General features: G+C 57.5%; 14 protein-coding genes and 2 pseudogenes. 15 read left to right on the top strand and 1 reads right to left on the bottom strand.

The window, feature by feature from the left end:
* The first annotated feature begins 36 nt into the window (after window positions 1-36).
* The 15 genes and pseudogenes from IVB42_RS16640 (at window position 37) to IVB42_RS16570 (ending at window position 15665) form a co-directional block, all read left to right on the top strand.
* Window positions 37-537: a UDP-N-acetylglucosamine--LPS N-acetylglucosamine transferase gene (locus tag IVB42_RS16640; protein ID WP_240543182.1), complete on the top strand. Its 501-nt coding sequence runs from the start codon at window positions 37-39 to the stop codon at window positions 535-537.
* Window positions 534-1037 (top strand): glycosyltransferase, encoded by a 504-nt coding sequence (locus IVB42_RS16635; RefSeq protein WP_247399296.1) that lies wholly within the window; start codon window positions 534-536, stop codon window positions 1035-1037. The genes IVB42_RS16640 and IVB42_RS16635 overlap by 4 nt, the downstream gene beginning before the upstream one ends.
* A gap of 142 nt (window positions 1038-1179) precedes the next feature.
* Entirely contained in the window at window positions 1180-2169 is a 990-nt protein-coding gene (locus IVB42_RS16630; protein ID WP_247399293.1) for a glycosyltransferase family 2 protein, read from the top strand.
* Between the two features lie 20 nt (window positions 2170-2189).
* Window positions 2190-2629: pseudogene (locus IVB42_RS16625) on the top strand (IS5/IS1182 family transposase); the annotation flags it as partial.
* Window positions 2630-3178: 549 nt separating this feature from the next.
* Entirely contained in the window at window positions 3179-4243 is a 1065-nt protein-coding gene (locus IVB42_RS16620) for a Gfo/Idh/MocA family oxidoreductase (protein ID WP_085358670.1), read from the top strand.
* Window positions 4244-4247: 4 nt separating this feature from the next.
* Window positions 4248-5723, top strand: a complete 1476-nt coding sequence (locus tag IVB42_RS16615; RefSeq protein WP_247399290.1) for an oligosaccharide flippase family protein — start codon at window positions 4248-4250, stop codon at window positions 5721-5723.
* Window positions 5724-5751: 28 nt separating this feature from the next.
* A complete protein-coding gene (locus tag IVB42_RS16610) occupies window positions 5752-6273 on the top strand; it encodes an acyltransferase (protein ID WP_247399287.1) in 522 nt (173 codons plus the stop codon).
* A 93-nt stretch (window positions 6274-6366) separates the two neighbouring features.
* On the top strand, window positions 6367-7542 hold the full coding sequence (locus IVB42_RS16605; RefSeq protein ID WP_085358674.1) for a DegT/DnrJ/EryC1/StrS family aminotransferase: 1176 nt from the start codon (window positions 6367-6369) through the stop codon (window positions 7540-7542).
* Complete coding sequence (locus IVB42_RS16600; RefSeq protein WP_247399284.1) at window positions 7539-8540, top strand: NAD-dependent epimerase/dehydratase family protein; 1002 nt, start codon at window positions 7539-7541, stop codon at window positions 8538-8540. Before IVB42_RS16605 ends, IVB42_RS16600 begins: the two co-directional genes overlap by 4 nt.
* A 227-nt stretch (window positions 8541-8767) precedes the next feature.
* Complete coding sequence (locus IVB42_RS16595) at window positions 8768-9622, top strand: glycosyltransferase (protein ID WP_247399282.1); 855 nt, start codon at window positions 8768-8770, stop codon at window positions 9620-9622.
* A 486-nt stretch (window positions 9623-10108) separates the two neighbouring features.
* Window positions 10109-11248 carry a DegT/DnrJ/EryC1/StrS family aminotransferase gene (locus IVB42_RS16590; RefSeq protein ID WP_247399280.1) on the top strand — a complete coding sequence of 380 codons (1140 nt, stop codon included), beginning with the start codon at window positions 10109-10111 and terminating at the stop codon, window positions 11246-11248.
* An 81-nt stretch (window positions 11249-11329) separates the two neighbouring features.
* On the top strand, window positions 11330-12271 hold the full coding sequence (locus tag IVB42_RS16585; RefSeq protein ID WP_247399278.1) for a glycosyltransferase family 2 protein: 942 nt from the start codon (window positions 11330-11332) through the stop codon (window positions 12269-12271).
* Window positions 12272-12401: 130 nt separating this feature from the next.
* Complete coding sequence (locus IVB42_RS16580; RefSeq protein WP_247399276.1) at window positions 12402-13568, top strand: glycosyltransferase family 4 protein; 1167 nt, start codon at window positions 12402-12404, stop codon at window positions 13566-13568.
* On the top strand, window positions 13565-14290 hold the full coding sequence (locus tag IVB42_RS16575; RefSeq protein WP_247399274.1) for a polysaccharide deacetylase family protein: 726 nt from the start codon (window positions 13565-13567) through the stop codon (window positions 14288-14290). Before IVB42_RS16580 ends, IVB42_RS16575 begins: the two co-directional genes overlap by 4 nt.
* Before the next feature lie 313 nt (window positions 14291-14603).
* Window positions 14604-15665: an O-antigen ligase family protein gene (locus IVB42_RS16570; protein WP_247399272.1), complete on the top strand. Its 1062-nt coding sequence runs from the start codon at window positions 14604-14606 to the stop codon at window positions 15663-15665.
* Between the two features lie 54 nt (window positions 15666-15719).
* Here the strand turns inward: IVB42_RS16570 and IVB42_RS16565 are convergent.
* Window positions 15720-15805 (bottom strand): annotated as a pseudogene (locus IVB42_RS16565) (IS5/IS1182 family transposase); the annotation flags it as partial.

The following is a 15805-nucleotide window of genomic DNA, read 5'->3' as shown; positions in this document are numbered from 1 at the left end:
GGACTTCCGGTTCACGAGTCTAAAGGAGGCCAGGCCATGTTTCGAGGCTTCATGCTGCAGCAACATCCAAGTGTGCGGTCGGCGCGCCATCGTCCAAAACTGTTGGCGGTTTCCTCGGGAGGAGGGCACTGGGTGCAACTCTTGCGCATCAAGGACGCCTTCGAAGGTTGCGACGTCGTTTTCGTGACTGTTCACGAATCCTATCGCGCGCAAGTGGCGGGTCACAAATTTTACGTGGTGAACGATGCCAATCGTTGGACCAAGATCAGGCTTTTGCAAACTGCCCGAAGCCTCGCGCGCATCATTTGGAGTGAGAGGCCCGATATCATCATTTCTACGGGGGCCGCTCCGGGATATTTGGCGCTGCGACTCGGACGGATCATGGGTGCGCGAACCATCTGGCTCGATAGCATCGCCAACGTAGAGCATCTCTCGATGTCCGGGTTCAGGATTGGTCGTTCTGCCGACCTTTGGCTGACGCAGTGGCCTCACCTGGCGCGCCCCGAAGGACCCCACTATGAAGGTGCGGTGCTATGATTTTCGTGACGGTCGGAACCCAGGGGCAATTCGACCGCTTGATCCGGACCATCGATGAATGGGCCGGCGTGCGTGGAAGAACGGACGTGTTCGCCCAAACGGGTCCGGCAGAATATCGCGCCCGGCACATCCGCGTCGAACGGTTTATTGATCCCAGCGAATTCAGGAGATGTGTGGAATCAGCAAGTCTTGTGGTCGCCCATGCGGGCATGGGGTCGATCATCACGGCGCTCGAGCTGGGGAAGCAGATCATTGTCATGCCTCGCCGAGCGGAGCTGGGCGAGCATCGAAATGATCATCAGGTCGCAAGCGCAAGGCGTTTCGCCCAACAAGGCCGGATCGTCGTTGCTCTCGACGAGAAGGAATTGGTCGAGAGACTGGACCGAGTCGGCTCTGCTGAAACCGCCGAGCGGCTCGGCGGGGAAGCATCATCTCATCTCATAGACACCATTCGGACGTTCATCGACGCGGAACATACTCCTATTGAGAATAGAACGTAATGGCCGGAGGTGTTGCTATCTTGAACGAGGTAATCCTTGATCTCTGGTGCTTGTCGCTGGGCTGAACGGATAACGGGCAAAATGTCTCACGCGACTGGTTACCCGGGTTTGAGAACGTTTGTATCGTCTTCGGAGGCTTGCAATGGACGTTAGTATCATCGTCGTAACCCACAACACGCGCGAGATGACGATTGAATGTATCCGTTCGATTTTGGAGCAAACGACCAGGGTTCGATATGAGCTGATCGTGTTCGATAGCGGATCCACTGACGGCTCTTCGGAGGCGATCAGGGAACATTTCCCGGCCGTCAAGCTGATCACGTCGGAACGGGATGTTGGTTTCGGCAAAGCCAACAACATCGCAGCGAAAGGTGCACGGGGGCGCCGGCTGTTACTCATCAATCCGGATACTGTGGTCCTGGACCACGCGATCGATCGTCTTAATGAATTTGCCGACACTGCTCCCGAATGTTGCATATGGGGAGGGCGCACTGTCTTCGCCGATGGATCTTTGAACCCGGCATCATGCTGGAAGTTTGCGACGTTATGGAGCGTGTTCTGCTGGGCCGTTGGATTGAACCTATTCAAGAGCAGCGCGGCGTTCAGTCCGGAAGCCTATCCAGGCTGGAAGCGGGATTCGGTCCGGTCCGTTGACATCGTATCGGGCTGCTTTTTCCTGATTGAGCGCGCGCTCTGGCAGGACCTCGGAGGGTTCGACCCGGTGTTTTTCATGTATGCGGAAGAGGCCGATCTGTGCATTCGGGCGCGAAAACTTGGTGCCCGGCCGAAGATCACTCCAACGGCAACCATCATACATTACGGTGGAGCTTCATATCCTCAGAAAAGCGAGCTCCGGATCCACCTGCTCGCCGGCCGCGTGACCCTGATGGACCGACACTGGTCGCCCCTTTCCCGAATGATCGGCAGGGGATTGTATCTGCTCATGCCGTTAACGCGATGGCTTGGATATGCAGCGGCCGCAGCGCTATGGCGGAACAAGGATTATGGCGCGAGTGCACGTCAGTGGAATGAGGTCTGGAGGAACCGCTGGCGGTGGGCAAATGGTTGGACAGACGCAGCCGTAAACGCCGTGGCCACTGAGGAATCTAAGACTGCCGGGCAGTTTGGCTGAAAGGGCCGATCGGGGAACTCGCCCCGGAGGTCGAATGCATCGGCAGCGGCAAAGCCGCTGCGCCCTGCGAGTTTTGGCATCAAAGCCTCCACCGTCACTAATAACCGGCCTGCCCCGGCAGCCGGTTCGTGCTGACGCCGAGGCGTTGCCGGACAGCCCTTACGATGGTCACCTCCCGCGCCAGGTCATTGGCGATACCGAGACACTGAGCGGATGTGCGATCGAGCGGGGCTATGTCGACAGGGGATAACGCCTGACGCGCAAAATCCACACGAGTCTTCATCTCCGGCCAGAGACGCGTCGTCTTCGGCGACATCAGGCGCGAGCTGCGACGCCCATCCGCGAGCCCATGATCAGCCATCCGAACAAAGGCCACCTCGGCCGCTGGTATTGCGAAGGCCCGCGCGGCGATACCGCCAACGTCATCCTCTTTGCCGTTGGCCACCGCCGATGGCTGAGGAACTTCTCATCCCGATCGCTGTATGGCGCGTCTTCGCAACTCCAGTCGCAAATAATCCGGTTTGGACCGACGGCAGGCCTGCGCAACTAACGGTGACGCTCTGCGACTTCCGTGAAGTTCAGGATCCGAAGGAGTCTTCGTGCAGAGATCAGTACCGTTCACGAACCGTGCTGCGAGTCCGCTCAACAAGTTGTCGTCAGCCGGTTAGGGGTGAGAGGCCTTCACCAACAGCCTGAATACCAGATCCAGCGCCTGCGCTGTTCCCTGGCCCGACCGGCGCTCCCATTAAATCCACAGTGCGCCATGAAATTAATGCGTCGTGAATTTAAATTTGCCTTGCTAATTAATATATGCCCAATTATTACATTAAATGTGGTTGTCGTTGGTCGGTGGCCGCCGATGCTTCAGGGCCTGAGACTGTCGAGCAGTTACTCACTCCATTCGCGCTGGGCCGACGATGGACCTACCCGCATACGCCAGCAACGCCGAGAGAGCGCATAGGACTGCTTGATGTTCCCACCGTCATCGTTAATTGGAGTACCCGCGAGAATGTCGAACGAGTCAATTGGAGTTGCAGTCATCGGATACGGCTATTGGGGACCGAACCTCGTCCGCAATTTCGCCGCTCATCGATCGGTGCGTCTAATCGGCATAAGCGACCTCGATTCGGAAAAGCTCGAGGCCAGCAAACGTTTTTATCCAGGGGTAATAACGACGTCTTGTTACGATGAGCTTCTCAAGAACCCAGCCGTCGATGCCGTAGCCATCGCTACGCCGGTTCATACGCACTATCAACTGACTTTGGCTGCACTTAAGGCAGGGAAGCATGTTCTGGTGGAGAAGCCGCTTGCACAAAATTCGGATCTCGCCCGACACCTGATTGATGAGGCGGCCCGGCGCGGTCTGACATTGATGGTGGATCACACTTTTCTCTACACGCCGGCCGTGCAGAAAATCCGCGAGCTCCTACTCAAGAAAGAGCTTGGTAGTGTCTATTACTACGACAGCACGCGCTCTAGCCTCGGCCTGTTCCAGAGCGACGTCAATGTGATCTGGGATCTGGCGGTACACGACATTTCGATCATCCATAATATCCTGGATGAGGAGCCCGTTGCGGTTTCGGCGACAGGATCGTGCCACGTGGTCGGCTCTCCGGAAAACATGGCCCATATCACCTTGTTCTTCGATAGTGCATGTGTCGCGCACGTCAGTGTTAACTGGCTCTCCCCGATCAAGGTCCGCCAGACGTTTATCGGAGGCAGCAAGAAGATGATCGTCTATGACGATCTTGAACCGACCGAAAAGATCAAGGTGTATGACAAGGGTATCACCGTCGATGGCCCCTCCGATAAAGCTCATCAATTCCGAATCGGTTATCGGGCTGGCGATATGTGGGCGCCTCACGTTTCCCCCAAGGAAGCGCTGCTGATAGAGGTCGAGCACTTCATCGATTGTGTGCGGAGCGGCACGCCGCCGATTTCGAGTGCCATGTCCGGACTGCGGGTGATCGAGGTCCTGGAGGCTGCATCGCGCTCGATCGCCAAGCACGGCAAACCGGTCCTGCTGAAACGGCAGCAGCGCGGGATCCCGGAACGTGCGACGGCGACGGCTTGACGCGATGAATTCGGTACAACGTTCCATCTTGTTTTCGGCGGCCGACCGTTACGGCAGCCTTGCGCTGTTCATTGTTGCAACGGCGGTCCTCGCGCGTCTGCTGTCGCCGGCGGAATTCGGAGTCTATGCGGTCGTCAATGCCATCACCGCAGTAATTGGCGCATCCTTTCAGGAGTTCGGGGGCGGAAATTATCTGATTCAGAAGCGTGAATTGTCTCCAGCCAATGTTCGCTCGGCTTTCACCGTCGCGCTTGGAATCTCGATTGCGATTGCGCTTCTTCTTTTTGTTCTTGCGCGTGCGCTCTCAGATCTCTTTGCCGAGGAAAGCCTCAAGAGGGGCATCGAGGTTTCAGCGCTGAATTTTCTTCTGGCACCATTTTCCGGGACAATTTCTGCCTTGCTGCGTCGAGACATGCAATTCGGTACGTTGGCCCTGTGCAACTTCGCAGCAAGTGTGGCGGTTGCTCTGGTCTCAATCGGACTTGCGATCGCGGGATTTAGATATATGGCCCCAGTATGGGGGGCCCTGGCGGGAAGCGTGAGTCTGACTCTGGCGCTGCTCGCAAGTCATCGAGACTTCGGCGCACTGCGTCCCTCGCTCCACGAATGCCGCGACATCGTCAGCTTTGGCCTCTATTCGAGCGGGGTCAGCGTCATCAACGTATTCTACAATCTGGCGCCCCAGCTGTTCCTTGCAAGAATTATGGACTTTATGTCCGTCGGACTGTACAGCCGAGCGATCAACCTGACGCAAACGTTCGACAAGCTCGTTACGCAGGTATTGAACCCTGTAATCATGCCGGTGATTGTCGCCAGGCGCCAAGCGGGGGACGACCTGAAGGCCGTTTATCTTGAGGCAATCGAGCTACTTTCCGCCGCGCATTGGCCGTTCCTGATATTCGTGGCCATTATGGCCCGACCGATCATCGCGATCTGGCTCGGCGAGACGTGGCTAGAGGTCGTGCCTCTCGTGCGCCTGCTCTGCATCGCCAACATGGCGCTTTTTGCAGCATGCTTGAGTTATCCCATGCTTGTAGCGGTTGGAAGCGTGCGGGACGCTTTGGTCTCTTCTTTCATCTCGCTACCTCCGTCGCTGCTTGTAATTTTTGCCGCATCCTTCTTCGGTGTGCAAGCTGTCGCCGCCTCCGCGGTTTTGACGTTGCCCTTCCAGGCGGCCGTCGCGATCTATTTTATCGGGCGGCATCTAGGCCTCAAGCCAACAGATATTACTCGCACGTTGATGAAGAGCGGTATCGTCACGGTGGTAACCGCTTTCGGCACATCCGGCTGCGCGGCGCTGACGGAAGCGGGAATGTTGACATCGCTCGGAGGTTTGGCCTCGGGATTGGGCGTTGCGGCGCTTTGCTGGTGGCTAGGGCTGCTGATGACCGGCCACCCGCTACTGCATCATCTCCATGTCGCCGCAGCTGGTCTCGCCCGTGTTGCACCCAAACTGAGGCCGTCACGTTCGGCCCTATAAGGCATTCTGGCGATTTTTGGAGGCGGAGATGCCCATCACAAGCGACGTAAAGCTCGGCAAAGACGTCACGATCTATCATCCTGATCTAGTCAACCTGTATGGTTGCTTCGTCGGTGACGAGAGCAAGATAGGAACCTTCGTGGAGATCCAGGCGGGGGCAAAGATAGGCGCGCGTTGCAAGATATCGTCGCACAGCTTCATCTGCGAGGGCGTCACGATCGAGGACGAAGTGTTCGTCGGCCATGGTGTGATGTTCACGAACGACAAATATCCGAGGTCAACAACCGCCGATGGCCGTCTTCAGCAAACTTCGGACTGGACGCTCCAGCGAACTCATGTCGGGAGGGGAGCTTCGATCGGCTCGAACGCCACCATTCTGTGCGGAGTGACGATCGGAGAGGGGGTCTCCGTAGGGGCGGGTGCGGTGGTGACGAGGGACGTTCCGCCTGGCGCTGTCGTCGCGGGAGTGCCCGCTCGGGTATTGTCTGCGGCTGAAACGGCGGTCTTGGGCGATCGCGGCTCAGCAGAGGCGCTTCGTAAACCATTTTAAATTACCACATAAACGGCAAGATTTAATGGTTGATTAAATATAATATTGCGGGTTAAATGTATTATAATGTTGGTCCAATAGAGGACTTGAATCTTGATACCCTTCCTGGATCTGAAAGCCCAATATAGCCAGATCAAGCCGGAAATCGACGCGGCGGTCGCGAGAGTCGTCGGCAGCGGGCACTTTGTGCTCGGCCCAGAGGTCACTGCCTTTGAGGGTCGCTTCGCGGAATATTGCCGGACCGCCCATTGCCGCGCGGTGAACAGCGGAACCTCGGCACTTCATCTTGCCTTGCTGGCGGCGGGCGTCGGAACCGGTGACGAAGTCATCACGGTATCCATGACCTTCGTCGCGACAACCGCAGCGATCCTCTACAGCGGAGCCAGGCCGGTGTTTGTCGACGTTGACCCGGTAACATGGACGATGCATCCCGGTTCGATCGAGGCTGCGATAACACCGCGAACGAAGGCGATCCTGCCGGTTCATCTCCACGGGCAGATGGCCGATATGGACTCCATTATGGAGATCGCGCGTCGTCACGGTCTGGTCGTTATCGAGGACGCCGCGCAGGCGCATGGCGCGGAATACCGCGGACGTCGCGCGGGCTCGATTGGCGATCTGGGATGCTTCAGCTTTTACCCCGGCAAGAATCTTGGAGCCTTTGGCGAGGGCGGGGCCGTCGTAACCGATCGGCCTGAATTGGCACGCCGCGTGTCACTGCTGCGGGATTGGGGACAGGAGACGAAATACAATCACGTCATTCCCGGATACAACTATCGCATGGACGAAATTCAGAGCGCGATACTGAACGTCAAGCTGAACTACATTGAGCGCTGGACGGAAGCTCGTCGTTCGCTCGCTGAGCGATACAATGCACTGCTGTCTGATCTTTCATGCCCGCGTCCCCAGCCGCCCCCGTACGCCCGTCACGTGTATCACGTCTATGCGGTCAGATTGCCGTGGCGCGACGAAGCGCTGACGCTATTGCGTGAAGCCGGCATCGGCGCCGGGATCCACTATCCCGTTCCGGTGCATCTGCAGACTGCCTATGCAGAACTCGGTTATCGTGCCGGTGATCTTCCCGTCACCGAGATGCTGGCGAACGATTTCCTCTCTCTTCCCATTTATCCAGAGTTGCTGCCGGAACAGGTGGTCGAGGTTGCCTCCACACTCAGGAGCGCGGCACTGCGGCCCAGCGAAGTGACGAGCGACCGAGCAGAGCATCCTGAGAGTCTCGTGACAAGGTCCCACAACAGGAGAGCGTCTTGATTGATCTCAAGGGAAAACGCGTTCTGGTCACCGGCGGCGCAGGTTTTATCGGCTCCCATATCATCGACCAGTTGTGCGACGAGGGCTGCATCGAAATCGTCGCTCTCGACAACATGGTGAGAGGTCGGCCGGAGAATCTTCGCCGGGCGCTGGGCCGCGGGCCGGTGCGGCTAGTCCAGGGCGATATACGCGATGGCAAGCTGATGAGCGCGCTGGTCAAGGCGGCCGATCTTGTGTTTCACCAGGCTGCACTGCGCATCACGCACTGCGCCGCCGAGCCTCGTCTTGCCAAGGAAGTCATGGTGGACGCCACGTTCGACCTGCTTGACCTCTGCGTCAAGCATGACGTCGAGAAGGTGATTGCCGCCTCCTCTGCATCGGTCTACGGCATGGCGGAGGAGTTTCCCACGACCGAGCGACAGAATCCGTACGATAACCGAACTCTGTACGGAGCCGCCAAGGCGTTCAATGAAGGTCTGCTGCGCGCGTACAACGACATGTACGGCCTCGACTACGTGGCGTTCCGATACTTCAACGTCTATGGCAGCCGTATGGACCTGCATGGACGATACACGGAGGTGCTGATCCGCTGGATGGAGCGGCTGGAGGCCGGCCGGCCTCCGGTTATCTTCGGTGAGGGCCGCCAGACCATGGATTTCGTGCACGTCCGCGATGTCGCCCGCGCCAATATTCTCGCGGCGAGGGCAAAGGCGACGGACGAAGTGTTCAACGTTGGCACCGGCAACGAGACCAGCTTGGTGCAGCTCGCTCAAGCCCTCGCCTCTGTGATGGGACGGCAAGGAATAGGCCTGGAGTTCGCACCAGAGCGTTCGATCAATCCTGTGCCACGCCGGCAGGCATCTACCGGAAAAGCGGAGCGCCTGCTGGGCTTCCGGGCCACGACTGGGCTTGAGCAGGGCCTGTCGGAGCTCGTAAAATGGTGGCGCGCGGAACGCGAGCTCACGGCCGGTAGTCCACCACAGGCGGCTGTATCGTGATTGCGATCGCAAGGCCGCTTCCCGCCGATGAACAGGACGGTCGAGCGTGTAGTGGCCGGTGTCCTTAGACGCACGCAGGTGCAACCGTCGCGCGTGAGTTCGCCGCTGTTATCGGGTGCCTGCATCTACCGCGGGTGATCAGCCGTGAGGCTCGAGCACGCTAGTGAGCTGACCGAACCGTTCGCCTAGAACGTAGCTACATCTGATCCATCCCGCTCCGGCCTGCCATGATTTCGATCATCGTCCCAGCCCACAACGAGAGTTCCGTTATTGCACGGACGTTAAGCCAATGGGTCGGCGACGCGCCCTTGGACGAGATCCGCGTGGTGGTCGTTTGTAACGGGTGTACAGACCACACTGCGAACGTCGCCCGACGCTTCGGTCCAACCGTGCATGTTGTCGAATCAGACATCGCAAGGAAAACCCACGCCCTGAATCTCGGTGATCAAATCTCAAGCGTGTTCCCGCGGATTTATGCTGATGCCGATATTGTTATTACGGTAGACGCCGTTCGAGCTCTGGCAAGACGGCTGGAGCAAGGCGACGTTTTGGTGGTGGCGCCTACGGCTGATATCAATCTGACGGGCTGTTCCTGGCTGGTCCGTAAATACTATGGAATTCGGTCACGGCTACCATCCTCTCGCGAGGGAATCGGCGGGTCCGGCGTATACGCCTTATCTGAGGCTGGGCGCCTGCGGTTCGGCGAGTTTCCTGACGTCACGGCTGATGACACCTATGTTCGGCTTCAGTTCAGACCAGAAGAGCGGGACACGCTGTCCTGCGCGAGGTCCACAGTATTCGCCCCACGTACTGTGCTGCAGCTGATCGCGGTCAGAACTCGTGCCTACAGGGGAACATTCGAACTCGCCAGGCGCTTTCCCGAGCTGCGCGTAAACAAAGGGGAGGTTAACGATCGGACGCTCATCGCTTTGTTCAAAGAACCCCATTTGTGGCCCGGATTGTTGATCTATTGTTGTGTCAACATTGTCGCTCGGTGCAGGGCGATAGCCGGGCGTGGAGCTGATCGATGGCAACGCGACGAGACGTCTCGTGCGGCGTTATCTGCAGATACGCCACAATGAAGAGGAATTTCGCCGGACGCATTTTCGTCGGAAAGCCTCTAGCGGCCATACCGGGATGCCACGCAGGATGAGGGCAAGTTCCCAGATCCCGCGAGCACACAAAAATTAACGCGAAATCAAAGCGCCCACGGTAGAAATTTATCTTGATATTAAATCTTTGATAATTTAATTTAAATTTTGACTGGTTGAAATTAAATGCGAGGCATCGAAACGCAGCGGGAAGCGAGTTGAGGGTGCTTATCATCGACGACGCGTCGTCGATGACTCGCTTTCAATCGCGCGATGCCCAGAACTGCGGGCGTTCACGTTCGCCCCAGGCGAGCCTTCATTGCAATGGTTCGCGGAGCACGAGCTGAAGAAAGAAGAAAGGTGTCGAGATGACCGCGTTGAATCTTCTGGTTCCTCCTGAGTTCATGCATTGACGAGAGAACAGATGATCGAGAGTTCGCAAGAACGCAAGGTTGGAATGAAGGAGGCGCTCGTTTCATGATTCCGATTGCGAAGCCATTCCTAGATACGACAGAAGCCGACGCCGCGCGCGAAGCCGTTTTGTCCGGTTGGTTGTCGCAAGGTCCACAGGTGACAGCCTTCGAACGCGAATTCGCTGCCTTGACGTCTGCCCGATATGCCTGCGCCGTGTCAAATTGCACGACCGCGCTCCATCTCGCGTTGCTCGCGAATGGTGTCGGACCGGGCGACGAAGTTATCACGTCCAGCCACTCCTTTATCGCCACTGCGAACAGCATTCGATATTGTGGAGCGACGCCGATCTTCGTTGACATAGACCCGGCGACCTACAATGTCGATCCGGAATGCGTCGCCGAAGCGATAACCGATCGCACTCGGGCGATTCTAACCATCCACCAGATGGGGATGCCTTGCGATTTGAAGTCGCTCCTCGGCGTGGCAAACCGCCATGGCATCGCGATAATCGAAGACGCCGCTTGCGCGATTGGCAGCCAGGTCAAAATGAATGGCGACTGGGACTTGATCGGTAAACCGCACGGGGCAACAGCCTGCTTCTCCTTTCACCCTCGGAAGGTCATCACGACTGGTGAGGGCGGCATGTTAACGACGCTTGATCCCGATCAGGATCGCAAGCTCAGGCTCTGGCGTCAGCATGCGATGGACGTGCCCGACACGGTGCGACACCGCTCACCGCAAGTTGTATTCGAGAACTACCTTTTCGTTGGGTTCAACTACCGGATGACGGATGTGCAGGCTGCGGTCGGGCGAAAACAGCTCGAACGGCTTCCTGATTTGATCGCGCGTCGGCGCGCACTCGCGGCTCGCTACAGCGAGCTGCTGGGCAATCTGGACGGATTGACCCTTCCGTACGAGCCGGAGTGGGCTCGATCCAACTGGCAGAGCTATTGCGTGCGACTACCTGATCGAGTCGATCAGAGAGCGGTGATGCAGAGCCTTCTCAATCAAGGCATTGCCACACGGCGCGGTATCATGTGCTCGCATCGCGAGGCGCCGTACGCCAACACTGAGCAGCGCCACGATTTGCGTCAATCCGAACTCGCGCAAGATCACTCGATCTTGATTCCGATGTATGCACAGTTGAGCGAGGACGAACTCGTCCGTATCGCGGAAGCTCTCAGGAATGAGTTGTGCCGATGACCGCGGTTGGCTGCGCCCATTTGTGCTGTCCATCCCAGTTTCTGCTCGAGCCGGTTGGGCGGCGGTACGGGAGGTGGGCGCGTGGCGAAAGTTGACATCGTTGTTCCCTGCTACAACTACGGTCGTTTCCTGGAAGGATGCGTCCGTAGCGTACTCGAGCAATCGTGCGGGGACCTGCGGGTGCTGATTATCGATGACGCGTCTTCGGATGATTCGGTTTCTGTGGCGCAGAAGTTGGCCCATGCGGACTCACGAGTCAGCGTCATCTCCCACCCGCAAAACTGGGGTCACATCGCCACATATAATCAAGGAATTGAATGGGCATCGAGCGACTACTTTCTGCTTCTCTCGGCCGATGACTTGTTGGTTTCGGGCGCGCTCGAGCGAGCTGTTGCGGTCATGGACGCAAATCCAGACATCGTGCTCACTTATGGGAAAGGTGTTTCTTGGCACGATGATTTGCCGCCGCCAAAAATGGAGGCTAAGCACGCTAACACGTGGACGCGACAGGATCTGGTTCGCGAAATGTGCGTCATCGGTGCCAACATGGTTAACACGCCGACCGCAATCGGTCGAACATGCATTCAGAAGGCGGTCGGTGGGTACCGCGCGTCCCTGCCTCACAGCGGCGATATGGAGATGTGGTTGCGCTTCGGTGTACACGGTGCGGTTGCGAAATTTGATGCGGTGCAAGCCATATACAGAAAGCATTCATCCAATATGTCCAGTTCATACTGGAGCGAGGATGGGTCAGATTATTCCCATCGTAAGGCGGCATTCGACAGTTTCTTCGAAGAATACATGGATCGCCTTCCGGAGGGGCGGGGCTTACGGACAATGGCCTATCGTATGCTAGCTGAAACGGCTTTTTGGCGTGCCATTGGCCGCATGCGTCGAGGCTATATCAACAGCGGCCTCCAGCTGCTCCGCTTTTCGATTGATCTCAATCCGAGGTTGCGTTTTGGACCGCCGGCTGGATCGATCCTTAGGCGAGCATCTACCAAGGTTTTCGGACGGACGTGACAAGCAGCCATTTTGTTAGCGTGGCCAGGAAGCTCAAAACCTTCGGAAAGTCCGATCATAAAAGTGGCGCGGGATAGTGGAACGATCCTTTTCGACAAGTCCCGTTTGATCACTTCTGTAAGGAAGTAAGATGAGTCAGTGCCACATCTCCGGCAGCCAAGCAGCGCGGCGGATTGCATTCGCCACGATCGGTGATGCGCGTGAGGTCAGGTTCTGGTCGGGCACTCCGTTTCACATGTCGAAATCGCTGGCAAGCGAAGGCCACGAGGTTGTCCATGTCGGTCCGCTGACCGCGCCGATCCTGCCTCTTTACAAGGCATATTCCAGAATCTGCCGTATGCTTCGCACGCGCGGCATCTCCCCATTCCATGCGGAGCCTGTCGTCAGACAGTATGCAGCCGACGCGGCGCGCAAAATCCGCGCCGTGTCGCCCGATGTCGTGGTGGCTCCAGCCGGATCTACGTTTGCCTGGGGTGTGCCGGACGGGGTTCCCCTCGTTTATGCGTCCGACGCGACCTTTCGGCTGGTTGAGGACTATCATCCTAACTACAGGAACTTGTCGCGTGCCGCCCGGGAGATCGCCGAACGCTTGGAACGCGACACAATCGCGCGCGCGGATCTGGTCCTTTACCCGTCGGAATGGGCCGCTGAATCCGCGGTTAGGGATTACGGCGCCGACCGCGCGCGGGTGCATGTCATTCCCTGGGGTGCGAACCTCGAAGCAGCACCGGACCGTGGTTCTGTGCTTGGATGCCGCAAGCCGGGTCCGTGCCGGCTCCTCTTCATCGGTGCCAACTGGGAAGAGAAGGGGGCGGATATGGCGGTCGAGACCCTCGCCGAACTAAGGGACAGGGGCGTTGAGGCAGAGCTCGTGATTTGCGGATGCAGTCCGCCCAGGCCTGTCACCCAGGAGGGCCTGACGATCATCCCGTACCTCGACAAGAATGATCGCGAACAGCGCAACCGACTGGATCAACTTTATCGCGACGCGGATTTCTTTCTGCTGCCGACCCGAGCAGATTGCTGGGGTATCGTGTTTTGCGAAGCGGCGGCCCATGGCGTACCCAGCATTGCGCCGGCTACCGGTGGCGTGCCCTGCGCTATCCGCGACGGCGAGACAGGCATCTTGTTGCCGCCCAATGCGACGAAGGCGGACTATGCGACTGTCATCTCCAAGACCTTTGCGAACCCGGACCGGCTGGCACGCCTGAGGCAATCGAGCCGCGACGCATTCGAGACCCGGCTGAACTGGCGGGCCTGGAGTCGACGTGTCTCAGATCTGATACAAGCCCTATGATTGTCCTAAACTATCACGAACTGGTGGAAGCATCGCCTTCGAATGCGTGGTGCCTGACGCATGAAATATTCGATGCGCATCTCGCGCTTTGCGGGGACATGCTGGTCTCGCCCCAAGCTTTTCTGGAGCATTGCCGCGATTCCAAAGCCAAGCAAAGTGGTGCGGTCCTGCTCACGTTCGACGATGGATTTCTTTCGGACTATACGCATGTCTATGCTCGCTATGTGACGACCGGTCGGATCCCGGGTTTCATGTCCTTAATCCCCGTGGATTTGGTGGGCTCGCCGGGGCGTATGAGCTGGGACATGATTGAGGAGCTTGGTAGGGCCGGCGTTGCAGTTGGCTCTCATGGCATGGCTCATGTCGATTTGACCGCCCTCCCGGATGCCGAACTCGATCGCGAGCTTACGGTGTCGAAGTTGATGCTGGAGGAGCGCCTCGGGCAACAGGTTACCCTCTTCGCCTTTCCATATGGGCGCTTTTCCCGACGGGTCTGGGATGCAGCTCTGAAGGCGGGCTACACGCACCTCTTTACAATCCAGCTTGGCTATCATCGCGGGTTCGAATCCTTTCTCTATTCCCGCCTTTGTCTGACGAACAACATGGATGCAGGGTACATGCGCCAGCACTTGCTTGATCCGAATGCGATGCGCGGCTTTGCCTGGAGGATCAGCACAAAACTGGGGCTGTATCGCCAACTCATGCGCTTGCGGTATCGATAACGTCCCCGGTCTAGTGAGGCTGCCAGAACCTTCTTCATAGTGGATGGAGAACTCGGTGGAAAGCATTACAACAAGAATGCCTCGTCAGGTTGGGAATGCGTTGCCTTCCGTCCGCCGACGAGTTGCAGTGGCTCAGCCGACGCGGAGCTCTCGACTTGTTCCGCTGCTCATTTTCTCGCTGGCCATGCCGTTTTATTTCTACGTCGGCCCGACACGCCTGTCTTGCTACCGGCTCGTGCTAGTAGCGACCTTCATTCCGTGTTTGATAGCATGGTTATCTGGATCCGGGCGAGTACGACGGCAAGACATTTTGATGCTTTTGGCTGCAACATGGGGCGCGGCTGTATTGCTGGGCCAGCATGGCATCGACAAAGGTCTGCAGTCGGCAGGCATATTTGTTATAGAGACATTCGGACCATTTCTTTTTGCAAGGCGATATATCCGAGACGTTTTCGCGTTCCAGCACATGGTAAGGTGTCTGGTACTCCTGATCGCTGTCCTTCTGCCATTTGCTCTGTACGAGAATTTCACAGGCACGCCGATTTTGATTGAGTTGTTTGGCAACGTTTTTTCCGTTTACCCGATCGGCTACTATGAGCCACGATGGGGACTTAGCCGAGCTCAGGGCCCCTTCGAGCACCAGATCCTGTTCGGCGTCGTGTGTTCAAGTGCATTCGCCTTGAGCTTTCTTGCATATGGCGTTCCGGCGCACATGGGGCGACTAGGCTCCGGCGTTGTGGCAATGGCGGTATGCTCCTCTCTATCCGCCGGCGCCTTCCTATCGGTTGCCGTCCAGGTCATGTTGATCGTCTGGGACAAGATTACGGTGAGCGTGACGCGGCGTTGGACAATATTGGCCTCAATCATAGTTAGTGCCTATCTAGTCGTGAGCGCGCTCTCCAACCGTACCCCCTTCGAAGTCTTTATTACGTACCTGACGTTCAATGCTGATACGTCCTACATGCGTGTGCTCATCTGGCAATACGGCACGGGATCAGTGATGATGCACCCGATCTTCGGAACCGCGCTACATCCTTGGGAACGCCCGGAGTGGATGCCCGGCAGCATCGATAATTTCTGGTTGGTCACCGCCGTTCGTTACGGCATCCCCGGCTTCTTGTTTATAGCTGGCGGTTTTCTTTCGGTTTGCTTTGGCCTGGGCCGGCTGAAGAACCTCCCGTTTGACGTAGCGCAGTGCCGAAATGGTCTGATTATCACGCTTTGCGGACTGGCCTTTGCCGCCTGCACAGTCCACGTGTGGGATGCTCCTTACGTCTTGCTCATGTTCCTGCTCGGTAGCGGCATGTGGATGTTTGAGCACAAGAACGGGATCGCTCCTGCCCCGTCCGCCGCGCAAGACACTTATTCCCCTTGAATCATCCATCCCGAGCTGTGAAGATGTCCACTTTAGGCATTCTAGGGTTCAGACTCAATTGATCCAATAAGCGACGAGAGCGGCGAGGTGGACGGCGGCCAAGAAGTTTCTGGCAAGTTTGTCGTAGCGAGTAGCAACAC

The organism is Bradyrhizobium sp. 45, from assembly GCF_023073155.1.
Classification (GTDB): domain Bacteria; phylum Pseudomonadota; class Alphaproteobacteria; order Rhizobiales; family Xanthobacteraceae; genus Bradyrhizobium; species Bradyrhizobium canariense_D.
Note: the sequence above shows the minus strand (reverse complement) of the source record. Positions and strands in the feature narration are given on the sequence as shown.